This is a genomic window from Mesorhizobium sp. CA10, from assembly GCF_020165285.1.
Taxonomy (GTDB): domain Bacteria; phylum Pseudomonadota; class Alphaproteobacteria; order Rhizobiales; family Rhizobiaceae; genus Mesorhizobium.
This window is the reverse complement of the sequence record NZ_JAIUHV010000004.1, coordinates 382,643-400,175: the sequence shown is the minus strand read 5'-3', so window position 1 is coordinate 400,175 and position 17,533 is coordinate 382,643. Positions and strand designations below refer to the sequence as shown.

At 65.2% G+C, this 17,533-nt stretch carries 8 protein-coding genes; 2 read left to right on the top strand and 6 right to left on the bottom strand.

Annotated features, from left to right (window positions below; translation table 11 throughout):
• Positions 1 to 329: 329 nt before the first annotated feature.
• The 6 genes from LB535_RS12240 to hutI all read right to left on the bottom strand — a co-directional run bounded on the left by LB535_RS12240 (position 330) and on the right by hutI (position 15,174).
• Positions 330 to 8,909, bottom strand: a complete 8,580-nt coding sequence (locus tag LB535_RS12240) for a GH36-type glycosyl hydrolase domain-containing protein (RefSeq protein ID WP_224632338.1) — start codon at positions 8,907 to 8,909, stop codon at positions 330 to 332.
• Positions 8,910 to 9,179: 270 nt separating this feature from the next.
• A complete protein-coding gene (locus LB535_RS12235) occupies positions 9,180 to 9,767 on the bottom strand; it encodes a HutD family protein (protein WP_224632337.1) in 588 nt (195 codons plus the stop codon).
• 116 nt (positions 9,768 to 9,883) lie between these two features.
• A complete protein-coding gene (gene hutU / locus LB535_RS12230; protein WP_224632336.1) occupies positions 9,884 to 11,557 on the bottom strand; it encodes a urocanate hydratase in 1,674 nt (557 codons plus the stop codon).
• Between the two features lie 31 nt (positions 11,558 to 11,588).
• Entirely contained in the window at positions 11,589 to 12,410 is an 822-nt protein-coding gene (gene hutG, locus LB535_RS12225; RefSeq protein ID WP_224632335.1) for an N-formylglutamate deformylase, read from the bottom strand.
• On the bottom strand, positions 12,407 to 13,948 hold the full coding sequence (gene hutH, locus LB535_RS12220) for a histidine ammonia-lyase (RefSeq protein ID WP_224632334.1): 1,542 nt from the start codon (positions 13,946 to 13,948) through the stop codon (positions 12,407 to 12,409). The genes hutG and hutH overlap by 4 nt, the downstream gene beginning before the upstream one ends.
• On the bottom strand, positions 13,945 to 15,174 hold the full coding sequence (hutI, locus tag LB535_RS12215; RefSeq protein WP_224632380.1) for an imidazolonepropionase: 1,230 nt from the start codon (positions 15,172 to 15,174) through the stop codon (positions 13,945 to 13,947). The genes hutH and hutI overlap by 4 nt, the downstream gene beginning before the upstream one ends.
• A gap of 97 nt (positions 15,175 to 15,271) precedes the next feature.
• Between hutI and LB535_RS12210 the strand changes: the two genes are divergently transcribed.
• Together LB535_RS12210 and hutC are read left to right on the top strand one after the other, a co-directional pair.
• Positions 15,272 to 16,627, top strand: a complete 1,356-nt coding sequence (locus LB535_RS12210) for a formimidoylglutamate deiminase (RefSeq protein WP_224632333.1) — start codon at positions 15,272 to 15,274, stop codon at positions 16,625 to 16,627.
• 13 nt (positions 16,628 to 16,640) lie between these two features.
• Positions 16,641 to 17,387, top strand: a complete 747-nt coding sequence (gene hutC / locus LB535_RS12205) for a histidine utilization repressor (RefSeq protein ID WP_224632332.1) — start codon at positions 16,641 to 16,643, stop codon at positions 17,385 to 17,387.
• Positions 17,388 to 17,533 lie beyond the last annotated feature (146 nt).

Sequence of the window (17,533 nt, the reverse complement as noted above, 5' to 3'; positions counted from 1 at the left end):
GTGCACCGCACCATTTTCTGACACGTATCGGTTAACGTGTCGCGAAACAATGCGTCGTCTATCGCTTCCGTTCCCATTTAGCGAACAAAAGATGACGACGGTACGAAATCTGACGTGATCACCTAACGGTTTGAGATAAAAGGTGAAATGTCAGGCTTGCGGCAAAATAATGGCACCTGCCCCGCGCTGCCACATTTTTAATCACAAGCTGCTTGCTTAGGCTGCCCTAAAGGAAGGCGCGCGATCGGGCGCGAGAGGCCGCGCCAAGTAAAAAGGGCGTCGGCCGCGCACCCCGAAAGATGCGCGGCCGACGAACCAAACCTTTGATTTTACGCAGGTATCCTGACGACGACCTCGGTCTTGTCGCCGGCTTTCGGCTCGAAAGAGGCCGATTTTTTCTTCGAACCATCGACTTCTAGCGAGATCGACTTGGTCTTTTTGTCGCGGATAACACGAAGCTTGATCTCGCCGTCGAACATCTTGAGCGTCGCGGCGTAGCCGTCCCAGTGCCCGGGCAGCTTCGGCCTAAACGTGATCTCCTTGCCGCGCCGCTCGATGCCGAGAATGCCCTCCACCGCGGCGCGGTAAAGCCAGCCGGCCGAGCCCGTGTACCAGGTCCAGCCGCCGCGGCCGCCCTTGCCTTCGCCGGCATAGATGTCGGCGGCCACGACATAGGGTTCCACGCGATAGTGCTCGGCCGCCGCCTCGTCCGAAGCGTGGTTGACCGGGTTCAGCATCGAGAAGCAGCGATAAGCCTCGTCGGTGCGGCCCATTTCAGCCAGCGCGATGACGAACCAGGTCGCGGCATGGGTGTATTGGCCGCCATTCTCGCGCACCCCCGGCGGATAGCTCTTGATATAGCCGGGATCCTTCTCGCTTTTCGAGAAGGGCGGCGTGAACAGCTTGACGATCTTGAGCTCGTCATCGACCAGCATCTTGGTCGCCTGTTCCATAGCCGTCGTCGAACGGGCAGGATCGCCCTCGCCCGACAGCACGCTCCAGGACTGGGCGATGGAATCGATCCTGCACTCGTCCGAATTATGCGAGCCGAGCGGCGTGCCGTCGTCGAAGCTGCCGCGCCGGTACCACTGGCCGTCCCAGGCGGTGCTTTCCAGGGCCCGTTTCAGCGCGTCCGCATGCTTGGTCCAGGCCTGCGCCCGCTTGGTGTCGCCCTGCCCTTTGGCGACAGGCGCGAAGTCGGTGAGCGTCTTCAGCAGGAACCAGCCCAGCCACACGCTCTCGCCCTTGCCGCCCTCGCCGACACGGTTCATGCCGTCGTTCCAGTCGCCGCCAAGGATGAGCGGCAGGCCAGCGGGGCTGCTGCGCTTGATCGCGAGATCGAGCGCCCGCGCGCAATGTTCATAGAGCGGCGCGGTGTTCTTGGTGATCTCCGGCGTGAAGAAGGCGTCATGCTCGCCCTCGCCGAGCTGCTGCCCGTCGATGAAGGGCAACTGCTCCTTGAGGATACCGGCGTCGCCCGTCACCTCGATGTAGCGGGCCGTCGCATGCGCCAGCCAGACGACGTCGTCCGAGATCATCGTGCGCACCCCGGCATCGGTGCGCGGCAGCCACCAATGCTGCACGTCGCCTTCCGGAAATTGCCGGCGCGCCGCGTTGAGGATCTGGTCGCGCGCCAGCTTCGAGTCATGCGCCAGAAGCGAGAGCGTGTCCTGCAACTGGTCGCGGAAGCCGAACGCGCCGCTCGCCTGGTAGAAGGCCGAGCGCGCGCGGATGCGGCAGGCCAGGCTCTGGTAAGGCAGCCAATGGTTGACCATGGCGTTCATTGCTTCGTCGGGCGTCTCAACCTGGATGGTGTCGAGGAAGCCGCGCCAGACGCGCTCGTTATCGGCCAGGCGCTGATCGAAATCCTTGCCGCGATGGGTCTGCACCAGCGCGCTCGCCTCGGCGGGCGTGGCAGCGTCGCCAAGCAGCCAGGACAGTGTCACGTCGCCGCCGACGGGAATGTCGATGTCGCTGGCGACAACAGCGCAAGGATCGTCGCCCGCCTCGATGCGGCCGGAAAGCGCAAGCCCGCCAAGCACGGCCTGCGGATATTCGGTCGTGCCGTGCCTGCCGATGAACTCGCTGCGGTCGGCGGTTACCGAATGGACAGGATGGCTGGCTGCCAGGAACGCGACACGCTCGCCGAAGTCGAGGCCATAGGGATTCTGCGCCAGCATAGCGCCGGTGGCAGCATCGCGCGACGGCACGATGGTCGCCGCCGTGCGCGAGCGATGGCCGCCCAGCACCCATTCGGCATAGGCGTAAATGCGCAGCCGCGCCGGCGCCGGGCCGGCATTCTGGATGCGCAGCCGGGTGATCTTCACAGGATCGGTGGGATCGACCACCTGCGTCAGGTCCATCGACAGCGAACCGCGCTTGGAGCGGAAGGTCGAGAAGCCCTGGCCGTGCCAGGTCTCATAGGTCATCGACGGATCGCGAACCGTCGCAGCCATCGGCGAGAAGGCCTTGCCGCTCAATTGGTCGAAAATATAGAAGCCTTCGCCTGGCCGGTTCGACACTGGGTCGTTCGACCACGGCGTCAGCTGGTAGTCGCGGCTGTTGCGGCTCCAGGTGAAGCCGGCGCCTTCGGCCGAGACGTGGAAGCCGAACGAGGCGTTGGAGATGACGTTGATCCAGGGCTGCGGCGTCGAACGCCGGCCGGTCAGCCGCGTCACATAGTGGCGGCCGTCGCCGTCGAAGCCGCCAAAGCCGTTCCAGAGGCTGAGACCGCTGCCGTCGGCGGCGATATCGGCTCCGCCTCGGCTTGCCGGCACCGGCAAGGGGAGCGGCGGAACGGGCTCGCGCGGCGTGCCGCCCTCGGCCTGCATCAAGGCGTCGCGAGCCTGGAGCGCCGCCGTCTCGGCACGTTCGAGCTGATCGAAGATCGTGCCGTTGCGGGTGTGCAGCACGACCCGCGCCACAGACAGCAAGGTCTTGTAGGTCGGCTCGTCCATCAGGTCGCGACGCACCGCGAAGATGTGCTGGCGGGGCCCGAGCTCACGGCCGCGCAGGCGGCTGTTCTCGCACAGCGTCTCCACCGCGCGCTGCAGGTCCTGCACATAGGACGAGGCCTGCTCGTTGACGACGACGAAGTCGATCATCATGCCCCGCGCCCGCATATATTCCTGGAAGCGGAGCGCCTGGGCGACGATCTCGAGATCGGCGACGTCGCCGATGCGCACGAGGAAGATCGGGAAATCGCCGGAGATGCTGGTCGGCCACAGACTCGACTGGCGGCCGAGGCCCGACGCTATGGATTCCGCCGGCAGGCGCAGGAACGGATCGGGATAGATCAAATAGCGCGCCAGCTTCTGCACATTGGCGGCGTCGGTGAGGCTGAGCCCCAGATGGCGCGTCTGCACCTGGCTGCGCGTCCAGGCAAGCATGGCCTGGCGGGCGAAGCTCTCCTGGTGGTCGAGACGGGCGATCGCCTCGTCGAGCTCGCCGCGATTGGCGCCGACGGCGGTCCAGAAGGTCAGCGATATCTTCTTGTTGGCCGGAACGCGCACCTGGCGACGCAGCGCCGCCACCGGGTCGAGGGTGAAGCCCTGGCTGCCCGAAAGCCTGACGCCGGGGTCGAAGGCGACGGCATCGGCGATGGTGCGGCCACGGCCGATGAAGGCGCGCCGGTCGGTCTCGGCCTCGGCATCGCGCGACGGGCCGGACGGGTCGGTGACGAAATGCACCATGGTGAGGTCGGGATCGTTGTTGTCGCGCTTGCGCCTTGTGGCGAAGATCGCGCTGTTGTTCGGCGCGATCTCGGTCTCGACGAACATCTTGGAGAACGCCGGATGCGCGTTGTCCGAAGTCTCGTTGCCGAGCACCAGCTCGGCGAAGGAAGTCACTTCGATGTGCCGGTCGGTGGCGCCGTCATTGTAGAGCGTGATGCGGCGGCCTTCGCCATTGCCTTCTGAAATGACGATGCATTCGACTTCCGAACGCAGCGAACCCACCGTCTTGGTGAAGCTCGCCTTGTCGTCGCCAAACAGCGTCTGGACGCGCTCGCCCTCGGCGCGCTTCGGCTCCGCGGTGGCGGACCACCAGTCGCCGGTCGCCGCGTCGCGCAGGAAGATATAGGAGCCGAGGCGATCCTCGCTCGGATCCGGCTGCCAGCGGGTGACGGCAAGCTCGCCTAAGCGGCTGTAGCCGGAGCCGGTGGCGGTGACCATGACCGAATAGCGGCCGTTGGACATGACGTTGGTCGCCCGCAGCGCCTTGATCGGATCGAGCACGACACGGCTATCCGGGCTCTCGGCCTCGGTCTCGTCCTTGGAGCGCTCGTCGGCTTCCGTCCTAACGGTCGCCGTCGGAATGTCGCGCGGCGCCTTCTCCTGCAGCAGAAGCTCGGCCGATTCGATCACCGGGTCGCTGTGGAAACGCTCGCGCAGCCGGCCCTCGAAAATAGCGTCGGCTACTGCCGCGATCGTCATGCCGGAATGGTGCGCCATATAGTTCTGCACCACAGCGTGGTCGGTGCCTTCGGGCACGCGTTGCGGCGTGAAATCGACCGCGTCGTAGAAGCCGTGACGGCCGAGCGCGCCGATCGAACGCAGCCGCTGCAGGTTCTGCACCGCCTCGCGCGGATTGAACTGTGCGGCCAGGATCGTCGCGTAGGGCGCAATCACGGTGTTCTGGCCAAGGCCGCGCTTCAGGCCGAGCCCGGGCACGCCGAAATTGGTGTACTGATAGGTGAGCTCGCGGTCGCGGGCGTTGTAGGCCGCTTCCGAAATGCCCCAGGGCACGTTCTTGGAACGCGCATACTGGATCTGGCGCTTGATGATGAGCTTGCTGGTCTGGTTGAGGATCGAGCCCTGCGGCTCCTTCATCACCAGCGGCGGCATCAGATACTCGAACATCGAGCCCGACCAGGACATCAGCGCGCCCTGGAAGCCGATCTCGACGATTGGCCGTCCCAGACGGAACCAGTGTTCGGTCGGCAGGTCGCCCTTGGCGATGGCGAACAGGCTGGTGAGCCGCGCCTCGGAAGCAAGCAGATCGTAGCAACTCTCGTCGAGCTGGCGCTCCTCGACGCGGTAACCGATCGAGAGCAGCTTGCGCTCCTGCCGCATCAGGAAGGAAAAATCCATCTCGAAGGCGTAGCGGCGACAGCGCTCGCGCAAGGCGAGCAGCTTGGCGCGCAGAGCGGCGACCGCGCTATCGTCATTGTGCGAGTCGTGCACATGCGCCTCGCAGGTCGCTTCCAGCCTGGCCGCCCAATCGGCGATGACATCGCTCTTCGGCGATGCCGCCTCGGTGTGGATGGCGGTGGCGAGCTTGCGGATTTCGCCCGCCAGTACCGCAAGGTTGATGGTGCGGATCGACGCCATCTCGGGCTGCGCCTTGATGGTCGCCACCGCGCGACGCATGCCGTCGAGACGGTCGGCAAGGCGCTGGCGCAGCGGCCGCAGTTGCCGACGGTCGTCCGGCAGCTCGTCCAGGCTCTCGTCAAGGATGGTGACGGTGTCGATGATGCCTTCGAAATCGCCCTGCAGATGCACGGAAGGCGCCTCGGCCCATTCGGCGCAGGACGCCGCCACCGCGACGAGATGTCCAGCGAGATTGCCGCTGTCGACCGCCGAGATGTAGAGCGGATAGAGCGGCTTCAGTGTCGTGGTGTCATACCAGTTGTAGAGATGGCCGCGGTCGCGCGGCATGTTCTCAATGGTCGTCATCGTGGCGTCGATGCGGGTGATGGCGTCCGACAGGCTGATCCAGCCGAAATCGCGCGCCGATACAACCGAGAGCAGATAGACGCCGATATTGGTCGGCGAGGTGCGCGGCGCCACAACCGGCGCCGGGCTTTCCTGGAAATTATCCGGCGGCAGGTGATGCTGCTCGGCCGTCACGAAGGTCTCGAAATAGTGCCAGGTGCGGCGCGCGAAGGTGCGCAGCGCGTGGATGTCGGCGGTCGAGATGCGCAGCCTGTCCTCGGTCTCGGCCGAGCGGCTAATCCAGCAGGCGACGGCGGGCGAAGCGATCCAGAAGATGGCGAAGAAGAAGGCGACGAAGGCGCCGGTGGAATCGGCCAGCACGGGAATGGCGAGGCCGACGACGCCGATGATCACCGCGCCATACATCATGCCGTAATAGGCGCCCAGATCGTTGTCGCCTTTGGCGGCTTGCGAGGCGGTACGCCATTCCAAAAGATTTTGCCGGCTGACGAAGAGCCGATAGATGGTGCGGATGATGGCATCCCCCATCATCCAGGCGAGATGCGCCATCAAAAGCACTTTTAACGCCACAAGCGCGGTGCCGAACACGGTATCGCGGGCCAAAGCGGAGAAATGGCCCCGCGGCGTCTGGTCGCCGCTCTTCGGCAGAATGCCGTTCACGATGTCGAAGGTCGGCGCCATGAACAGGCTGAGGATCATAAGAGCCTGCCACTGCGCCGCCTGGGTGAAGGGCAGCAGCGTCCAGCCGGCAACGCAGGCCATGACCCAGAAGATCGGGGTGACCGAGCGGCGCAGATTGTCGACCATCTTCCAGCGCGACAGCGCAGGCACGCCGGAGCGCGGGTCGAAGATGTAGCCGAGCAGCTGCCAGTCGCCGCGCGCCCAGCGGTGGTGGCGCGAGGCGTCGACCGAGTAGCGGGTCGGATAGTCTTCGACCAGCTCGACGTCGGTGACCAGCGCGGCGCGTGCCAGCGCGCCTTCGAGCAGATCGTGGCTGAGGATGGTGTTTTCGTCGATGCGGTTCTTCAGCGCCGCTTCGAAGGCGTCGATATGGTAGAGGCCCTTGCCGGTGAAGGAGCCGTCGCCGAAGACGTCCTGGTAGAGGTCGGAGACCGCGAAGACATAGGGGTCGAGACCGCGATTGGCCGAGAAGACACGCTGGAAGAAGGAGGCGTCGTCGCCGCTGGTGAGCGAAGCGGTGATGCGCGGCTGCAGGATGGTGTAGCCGGCGGTGACGATGCGCTTGACCGGATCGAAATGCGGGCGGTTCAGCGGATGGGCGAGCTTGCCGACCAGGTCCGAAACCGCGTCGCGCGTGGTGCGCGTGTCGGCGTCGAGCGTCATCACATAGACGACGTTTTCCGGCAGCGGCACATCGAGCGGCAGGAAGGTAGTGTCGCTGTCGCCACGCAAAAGAAGGTTCAGCTCATGCAGCTTGCCGCGCTTGCGCTCCCAGCCCATCCAGCAGCCCTGAGCCTGGTTATAGAGCCGGCGGCGATGCAAGAGGTAGAAGCGCGGCGAACCTTCGGACGGATAGCGGGCATTGAGCCTGGCGATCTCGTCGCGGGCATATTGCAGGATCTCGATGTCGGCGACGTCGATCTCGGTCTTGGAATCCGGCCAGTCGGACAACAGCGCGAAACGGATCTCGTCCGCCGTGTTGGCGAGGTGGTGCACCTCGATGTTGCGGATGTTTTCCTCGACGTCGTCGCGCGAGCCGATCAGCGAAGGCACCACGACCAAGGTGCGCGATTCGGCCGGGATGCCGTGCTTGTTGTAATCGTAGCCGACAAGCCTGGTCGGCTTCAGGAACAGCGCCACCACGGTGTTGAAGAAGGCCAGCGCGCCTTCGCTGGCTGGAACGGCGAACAGCGCCAGCATCAGCGTGATCGATTCCACCGACAGGCCGAGATTGACGAGCGCTTTGCCCGACAGCACCAGCAGCAGCGCCGTCAAAAGGAAAACCGGCACGACGATGCCGAGCCAGCCGGCGCTGGCAAAACCTCGTTTGAAGGTCACATAGAAAGGCGGCCGGTAGCCGATCGCCCTTTCCAGCTCCTGCCGGCGCGGGCCGACCAGGAAGAAGCCGACATCGGTGTGCACCGCGGGGTCCGCTGTTTCCGGCACGCCGGACGCATCGGTGAGGCCGGGCGTGTGGCCGGCAAGCTCGATCGCCTTTTCGGCGACGCGGTACTCGGAAAGATGCGAGCGGCGCGCCAGCTGTTCGATCGCGGTGCGGTACTGGTCGCGTGAGAAGAAATCGAGGTTGGCGAAATCCGTCTTGTCGCGCAGCAGCGTGTCGATGCGGCTGACGCCCTCGAACCAGACCGTCCAGTCGACGTCATTGATGAGGCGCAGACCGCGAATGATGTTGCCGGTGGTGACATTGCCCGAGGACAGCGTCTGATGCTCGGAGATGATGATCTCCTCGGCATCGGAACCGGTCTTTTCGAGCTCGCCTTCCAGCCATTCCAGCGCGCGGCCGGCGTTCTGCGACCCGTCGCGCAGGCGATAGAGCAGTTGGGTGGCGAAAGTGGTGTCCTGCGCATGCGCGCTGTAGTGCGACAGGATCCTGGTGCGGTCGGCATTATCGTCGGTCGCCAGAACCCGGTCGGCGACCTCGTTGGCGGTCTGGCGCATCTGCCTGGTGCGCTCGACGCGCACGGCGATGCGGCGCAGATTCTCGATCAGCACGAAGCGCAGCAGCGACGGCAGCGCCCAGAGCTCGCCGATCTTCATCGGCTCGACCGACTGGAAACCCTCGACGATCGCCTTGAACATGTTGGCCGAGACGGAGCTGTCGGAATGCTCGACATAGCTCCAGGCCACGACGAAGGCGCGTGGCAGCACCGTGCCGTCGCCGAGCGTGAGCGTCGGCAACTGCCGGTAGAAGCGGCGCGGCAGGTCGCGCTTGACCTGGAAGATGGTCTCCTCGACCAGATAATTGTTGTCGAGCAGCCATTGCGCGGCCGGCGTGATGGTCTCGCCCTTGGCCTGCGCGGCATTGGTCGAGCGGTAGACTTCGAGAATCTTCTTGGCGCTGTCGCGGATGCGGGCCTGAAACTCGAACGGAGCGAGGCCGAACAATTCCTTGACCTCGCCCTTGGCGAGCGCGACGCCCAAGGCGCGCAGCCGATCCTCAGGCAGGAAATTGGAGCGTATCGGCGCATCCGTCGCCGCCGGGAAGCCGGCGCTTGTCTGTTCGATCTTGTTGGGATTGGTCTGAATGTTCATTGAAAATTCCGTAAGCGGGGGCGCAATGCGGCGTCACCGCCACGGCAATGGCCCTAAAACCGGTTCAATTGCAATTGGTTGCATCACTGATCGGCCGAAAGTTTGTTTTGCGCACCACAACCGGGGCGTGCCCTTTCGACAGCTTGTGGGCGACCGCCCCTCGCTCTCCGCCCCCGGTTGGATCAGGGCAAGGATTCGGGCTTTTTCGTGATACATGCAAGGGGCCGGGCGATAATTCGCCCGAGCCGCGATCATGTTTGGCAACAGCCGTTAATGGTTGGCCGCGAGGCGGTGGAGCCCGATCACGAAAAGCAGGCCCGGCCCCTTGGGCTGAAGCCGCATTTCCGGGCTGTCGCGGTCGAGGATCAGCGTGTCGAGCGGTCCGAGGCTCGACGCATCGTCCGTGAAGAGGGTGGCGCCGGCGCCGACGGCAAGAACGAGCGTGGTGTCGGCGCGCGGCGCGATCCGAATCTCGGCGGTGAAAGACCGGCGCTCGACCTCATGGACCATGCGGCCACGGCGCGTCATGACGTTGAGATCGGTGATTGGACCTCCGATCAGCGCCGCGCCGGTGGGTATGTCGCCCGGAAAGGCGAGCGGCGCCGAAGCCGAGGTCAGCCGCAGCGGCGGCCGGCCGGCGACGTCGAGGACAATCCCCTCACCTTCCAGCACCGACAATGTCCGGTCTATGCCTGCGAAGCTTGAGAACGGCCCGCTGGTTTCGACGCGGGCCATCGAGACGCGCCAGTCGAAATCCTCGAGCCCGGCGCCGCCGGGCGAAACGGCGATTTCGGTCGTCGTGCCGCCGCCATTCTTCCACGGCATGACGCGGTAATCGGCGGCACGAAGGATTCGCATTCGGCTCAGACCCGGACGATTTCAAGTCGATTCGACCTGAAATCGTCCGGCTCTGTCTTTTTGGTGAGGAGCATGATGTTGTCCGAAAACCGCTTCACACTTTTCGGCATCATGCTCTAGCCCAGAATGCCCGGCAGGTTCAGTTGGTGCTCCTTGGCGCACTGGATGGCGATGTCGTAGCCGGCATCGGCATGGCGCATGACGCCGGTCGCCGGATCGTTCCACAACACGCGCTCCAGGCGCTTTGCCGCGTCAGCCGTGCCGTCGGCGACGATGACCATGCCGGCATGCTGCGAGAAGCCCATGCCGACGCCGCCGCCATGGTGCAGCGACACCCAGGTCGCGCCCGACGCGGTGTTGAGCAGCGCGTTGAGCAGCGGCCAGTCGGAAACGGCGTCGGAGCCGTCCTTCATCGCTTCGGTCTCGCGGTTCGGCGAGGCGACCGAGCCGGAATCGAGATGGTCGCGGCCGATGACGACAGGCGCCTTGAGCTCGCCCTTGGCCACCATCTCATTAAAAGCGAGGCCGAGGCGATGGCGATCACCGAGACCGACCCAGCAGATGCGCGCCGGCAATCCCTGGAACGAGATGCGCTCGCGCGCCATGTCCAACCAGTTGTGGAGATGCGTATTACCGGGAGTGAGCTCGCGCACCTTGGCGTCGGTCTTGTAGATATCTTCCGGATCACCCGAGAGAGCGGCCCAGCGGAACGGGCCGATACCGCGGCAGAACAGCGGCCGGATATAGGCCGGCACGAAGCCCGGGAATGCAAAGGCGTTCTCGAAACCCTCGTCCTTGGCGACCTGGCGGATGTTGTTGCCGTAGTCGAGTGTCGGCACGCCGGCGTTCCAGAACGCCACCATCGCCTCGACATGCTCGCGCATCGAAGCGCGGGCGGCCTTTTCGACGGCCCTCGGATCCGAGATGCGCTTCTCGCGCCACTCGGCCATCGTCCAGCCCTTCGGCAGATAGCCGTTGATCGGGTCATGCGCCGAGGTCTGGTCGGTGAGGATGTCGGGGCGGATGCCGCGCCTGAACATCTCCGGCACGATCTCGGCGGCGTTGCCGAGAAGCCCGACCGACTTCGCCTCGCCGGCCTTGGTCCAGCGATTGATCATCTCCATCGCTTCGTCGAGCGTCTCGGCCTTCTCGTCGACATAGCGGGTGCGCAAGCGGAAATCGATCGAGTCCGGGTTGCACTCAATCGCGAGGCAGGAAGCGCCGGCCATGACGGCGGCCAGAGGCTGGGCGCCGCCCATGCCGCCGAGGCCGCCGGTCAGGATCCATTTGCCCTTGAGGTCGCCATTGTAGTGCTGGCGGCCGGCTTCCACGAAAGTCTCGTAGGTGCCCTGAACGATGCCCTGCGTGCCGATATAGATCCAGGAGCCGGCCGTCATCTGGCCGTACATCATCAGGCCCTTCCTATCGAGCTCGTTGAACTTCTCCCAGGTCGCCCAGTGCGGCACGATGTTGGAGTTGGCGATGAGCACGCGAGGCGCGTTGGCGTGGGTCGTGAAGACGCCGACCGGCTTGCCCGACTGCACCAGCAGCGTCTCGTCCTCGCCCAGCGTCTTCAGCGAAGCGACGATGCGGTCGAAATCGTTCCAGGTGCGCGCCGCCCTGCCGATGCCGCCATAGACGACGAGCTCGTTCGGATTCTCGGCGACCTCGGGATCGAGGTTGTTCATCAGCATGCGCAGCGGCGCTTCCGTCGTCCAGTAGCGGGCGTTGAGCTTGTCGCCGCGGGGGGCGCGCACTTCACGGATGTTGTGACGAGGATCGGTCATCATTGTCCCTTTCAAGCAAGGCGGGCGGCGCGGGTCAGCGCCCGGCCCAGTCAATGGCGGTTTCGAGGATTGTTTTCAGCGTGGCGCGGATCGGCGCGGCATAGCTTGGGTCGTAAGGCACCGGCCAATTTTCCGGCGAACCTTTTTCCGCAGGCTCGCGCATGTAGCCGCGGTTGGAGAGCTCCATCTGCAGCGCATGCACGCCGTTCCCGGGCCGGCCGAAGCTTCTGGTGATCCAGCCGCCCTTGAAGCGGCCGTTGACCACCCAGGTCTCGCCGGTCGCGGCCAGGATGGCGGCCACTTTTTCCTGCAGCAAGGGATCGGTGCTCTTGCCGTCATTGGTGCCAAGGTTGAAGACCGGCAGCGTGCCGTCGAACAGACGCGGCAGCACCGAGCGGATCGAATGGCAGTCATAGAGCACGATCTTGTCATGCATGCCGCGCAGCCGGTCGATCTCGGCCTGCAGGGCGGCATGGTAAGGCTCGAAATAGGTCTCGCGGCGCTGGTCGATCTCGGATGGGCTCGGCTCCTCACCCATGCGGTAGAGCGGATCCCCGTCAAAAGTGTCTGTCGGGCAAAGGGTGGTCGTCGCCTGCCCGGGATAGAGCGAAACGCCCGTCGGATCGCGGTTGACGTCGATAACGGTACGCGAGATGGCGGTGTGCACGACGGTTGCGCCGAGGTCGGCGGCGAAATCATAGAGCTTGTCGATCCACCAGTCGCAGTCGCGCCGCCCGAGCCAAGTCGAGACGAGGCGCGAGTCGAGGCCGGCGAGGTCGATGCCGGTGTGTGGGATCGAGACCAGCAGCGGCGCGGTGCCCTGGGTGACGGTGAGCCAGCTTGGCGAGGCCATCATGCCGCTCCCGCGATCCCCGGCAGCTTCACGGCACCCGCCGCATTCACCGCGGCGCCGCTGCGGACCATGGTGATCGCCTTCTCCATGTCGGGATGGAAATGGCGGTCATTGTCGAGATGCGGGACTTCGGCCCGGACCAATTTGCGCACCGCCTCCAGCGCCTCGCTGGATGCAAGCGGCGCGTGAAAATCGCAGCCTTGCGCGGCGGCCAGCAATTCGATGCCGATGACGGCGGTCGCATTCTCGATCATGCCGAGCAGCCGGCGCGCGCCGTGGGCGGCCATCGAGACATGATCTTCCTGGTTTGCCGACGTCGGAATGGAATCGACGCTCGCCGGGTAGGCCTTCTGCTTGTTTTCGGAAACGAGCGCCGCCGCCGTCACCTGCGGGATCATAAAACCGGAGTTCAGACCGGGCTTCGGCGTGAGGAAGGCCGGCATGCCGGACAATGCCGGGTCGACCAGCATGGCAATGCGACGCTCCGACAGCGAGCCGATCTCGCAGACGGCAAGCGCAATCATGTCGGCGGCGAAAGCCACCGGCTCGGCGTGGAAATTGCCGCCTGACAGCGCGGTGTCGTCCTCCGCGAAGATCAGCGGGTTGTCGGTGACGCCGTTGGCTTCCGTCTCGAGCGTGTCGGCGGCCTTGCGCAGCACGTCGAGCGCAGCGCCCATCACCTGCGGCTGGCAGCGCAGGCAGTACGGATCCTGCACGCGCTCGTCGCCGACACGGTGTGATTCACGAATGGCGCTGCCGGCCATGAGATTACGCAGCGCGTCCGCGGTCTCGATCTGGCCACGATGCTTGCGCAACAGATGGATGCGCGGGTCGAAGGGGGCGTCCGAACCCTTGGCGGCATCGGTCGACAGCGCGCCGGCGACCAGCGCCGACTGGTAAAGAACCTCGGCCTCGAACAGGCCGGCGAGCGCGAAGGCGGTGGAGAACTGCGTGCCGTTGAGCAGCGCGAGACCCTCCTTGGCGCCTAGTGTCACCGCCTCCAGTCCATGCGAGACGAAGGCCACCTTGGCCGGGAACCGGCCATGCGGGGTAAAGCATTCGCCGACGCCGATCATGACGGCGGTCATATGCGAAAGCGGCGCGAGGTCGCCGGAAGCGCCGACCGAGCCTTGCGCGGGCACGACCGGAATGACGTCGTTGGCGAGCATTGCTTCCAGCAATTCGATGGTCTGGGGCCGCACGCCGGATGCGCCCTGGGCAAGGCTGGCGAGCTTCAGCGCCATCATCAGCCGCACCACGGCGACAGGCATCGGCTCGCCGATGCCAGCGGCATGCGAGAGCACGATGTTGCGCTGGAGCGTTTCGAGGTCGTTTGCCGGGATGCGGACGCTCGCCAATTTACCGAAGCCGGTGTTGATGCCATAGACCGGTTCGCCCTTGGCGAGGATGCGGGCGACCGCCTCGGCGCTGGCCTTGACTTTCGGCCGGCAGGCATCGTCGAGCTTCGGCACGGCGCCGCGATAGATGGCGCGCCAGTCGGCTAGCGTGGCGTTGCCGGGCGTCAGGGTAAGTTCCGTCATTGTCCTCTCCAGATACGGGCATGGAGCGGGTTGAAGCCCATGCGGTAGACGAGTTCGGCCGGACGCTCGATATCCCAGATGGCGAGATCGGCCGATTTGCCGGCTTCCAGCGTGCCGGTCTGTTCAAGCAAGCCCAACGCCCGCGCGGCCTCGCGGGTGACGCCGGCGAGGCATTCGTCGACGGTCATGCCGAACAGCGTCGCGGCCATGTTCATGGTGAGCAGCAGCGAAGTGAGCGGCGACGTGCCGGGATTGGAGTCGGTGGCGACAGCCATCTTCACGCCGTGGCGGCGAAAAAGATCGACCGGCGGCTTCTGGGTCTCGCGGATGAAGTAGTAAGCGCCGGGCAGGATGGTCGCCACGGTGCCGGCCTTGGCCATCGCTTCGGCGCCTCCCTCGTCCGTATATTCGAGATGGTCGGCCGATAGTGCGCCATAGCGGGCGGCAAGCGCTGCGCCGTGCAGGTTGGAGAGTTGGTCGGCGTGGAGTTTTACCGGCAGGCCGAGCGCCTTGGCCTTATCGAACACGCGCGCCATTTGCTCCGGCGAGAAGGCGATGCCCTCGCAGAACCCATCGACCGCGTCGGCGAGCTTTTCGGCGGCGACTTGCGGCAGGATCGTGCCGGAGACGAGATCGATGAAGGCATCCTTGTCGCCCTTGGCTTCCGGCGGCAGCGCGTGGGCGGCGAGACATGTCGTGCGGACCATGACGGGGCGCTCGTTGCTCAGCCGGCGGGCGGCGCGCAGCGACTTCTTCTCGTTCTCGAGGTCTAGGCCGTAGCCGGACTTGACCTCGACGGTGGTGACGCCTTCGGCGATCAGCGCGTCGAGCCGCGGCAGCGTCTGGGCGACAAGCTCGTCCTCGCTCGCTGCGCGCAGCGACTTGACCGAGGAGACAATGCCGCCGCCGGCGCGGGCCACTTCTTCATAAGTGGCGCCGGCCAGCCGCATCTCGAACTCGTTGGCGCGGTTTCCCGCATAGACAAGATGCGTGTGACAGTCGATCAGGCCGGGGGTGATCCAACGTCCAGCGCAATCGACGGTCTCGGCGCCCTGCCCGGCCGCAGCCGGCATCTCGGCTTCGGGGCCGGCATAGAGAATAAGCCCGTCGCGCGCGGCGACCGCGCCTTTCTCGACGATGCCGAGACCGGCCGCACCCTCGGCCATGGTCGCCAGGCGGGCATTGCGCCAAACCCGATGGCCGCTCCTGTTGTTTGCTCCACCCATCATCTTTTCCATTTGAAAGGATGTTAATTATGTATATACATATTGAAACGCGACGCAAGCAATATCGTCGCTCACGCATCGAGATTTGGAGACGCAGGTGACGGCGATCTTTGCGGAACAGGCGCTTCTGCCCGACGGCTGGCAAAGCAATGTGAGGATCGCTTTCGACGGCGGCCGCATCTCGAAGGTCGAGGCCAGCGCTTCCGTGCAAGCCGGCGACGAGCGCCACGCCATCGTCATGCCCGGCATGCCCAATTTGCACAGCCACGCCTTCCAGCGAGGCATGGCGGGTCTGGCCGAATTGCGCGGACCTTCGGCCGACAGTTTCTGGAGCTGGCGCGAAGTGATGTACCGCTTCGCGCTGTCGATGACGCCGGACCAGGTCGAGGCTGTGGCGGCGCAGCTCTATGTCGAAATGCTGGAGGCCGGCTTTTCGCGCGTCGGCGAGTTCCACTACCTCCACCATGATCGCGACGGAAAGCCTTACGCCAATATCGCTGAAATGGCAGAGCGGATCGCGGCTGCCGCCTCAGACACCGGCATTGGTCTGACACTGCTGCCGGTCTTCTATGCCCATTCGGCCCTCGGCGGCGCCGCTCCCAACGAAGGGCAGCGGCGATTCATCAGTGATGTCGAGCGCTTCGGACGTCTGCTTGAGAAAAGCCGCGAGGGCGTTCGCTCATTGGAGCAGGCCGTCGTCGGCGTTGCGCCCCACAGCCTGCGCGCCGCAACGCCGGACGAACTCGATGCGGTCGCCGCGATGGCGCCGGACGGGCCGATCCACATCCATGTCGCCGAGCAGATGAAGGAAGTCGAGGACTGCGTCGCCTGGTCGGGCAAGCGTCCGGTCGAATTCCTGCTGGCCAACGCCAAAGTCGACAAGCGCTGGTGCCTGGTCCACGCCACCCATATGACCGGGGCCGAGACGATTGCCATGGCCCGGACCGGCGCCGTCGCCGGACTCTGTCCGATCACCGAAGCCAATCTCGGTGACGGTACGTTCGCGGCGCCACTGTTCATCGAGCATGGCGGCCGCTTTGGCGTCGGCTCCGACTCCAATGTGCTGATCGGCCTGCCGGACGAGCTTCGGCAGCTCGAATATTCGCAGCGCCTCGCCCATCGCGCCCGCAACGTGCTAGCCCGCGCTGGCGGATCGACGGGGCGTGCCCTGTTCGATGCTTCGCTCGACGGCGGCAGCCAGGCGCTCGGCGCCGGTCCGGCGCAAATTGCCGCCGGCTGCCCTGCCGATCTCGTCTCGCTCGACCAAAATCATCCATCGCTCTCCGGCAAGACAGGCGATTCGATCCTCGACGCCTGGATCTTTGCCAATGGCAGCAAGGTCGATTGCGTCTGGGTGCATGGCAAGAAGCAGGTCAGCGGCGGCAGGCATGCGAAGCGCGAGGCGGTCGCCAAGCGGTTCCGCGAAGTCATGACAGCATTGTCGCAGGCCTGAACAGGAACATCCGATGAGCCTTGTCGAGACAGGCGATGTCGAGGGCGGCGAAATCCTCTCGTTGCATCAGCGCATCCTGTCGGATATCCGCGAGAAGATCCTGTCGGGCGCCTGGGCGCCCGGACATCGCATCCCCTTCGAGCATGAGCTGACGGCTCACTACAATTGCTCGCGCATGACGGTGAACAAGGCGCTGTCGCAGTTGGCCAAGGCCGGGCTGATCGAGCGCCGCCGCCGCTCCGGTAGTTTCGTGCGCCAGCCGCAGTCGCAGGCGGCGGTGCTGGAGCTGCACGACATCAGGATCGAGGTCGAGGCGCTCGGCCTGCCCTATCGCTATGAGCGACTGGAACGCTTCAAGCGGCGCAGTGGCGCCGAGGACCGTGCGCGTCTCGGGCTTTCCGCGCCGGGTCCGGTGCTGGCGCTGGAGGGCCTGCATTTTGCCGGCGAACGTCCGTTCGCGCTAGAGCAGCGCCTGATCAATCTTTCTGCGGTGGCCGAGGCAGCCGAGGAGGAATTTCTCGAGATCGCGCCGGGCCCTTGGCTGATCGGCCGCGTGCCGTGGAGCGAGGCCGAGCACCGCATCCGCGCCATGGCCGCGGACGAAGCAATCGCCGACGCGCTGGATATCGACGCGAGCGCGCCCTGCCTGGTGGTCGAACGCCGCACCTGGAGCGCCGAGCATCCGGTGACCCATGTACGGTTCATCTATCCGGCGGAGAGCCACACGCTGGTGGCGCGGTTTACCCCATCGCAGGGGTGAGCTCTTCTCCTTCTCCCCTTGCTGCGGGAGAAGGTGGATCGGCGCGCAGCGCCGAGACGGATGAAGGGTGTTCCAGCGAAGTGAGACGCGGGCATTCCCTGGAGCACCCCTCATCCGGCCGCTTCGCGGCCACCTTCTCCCACAAG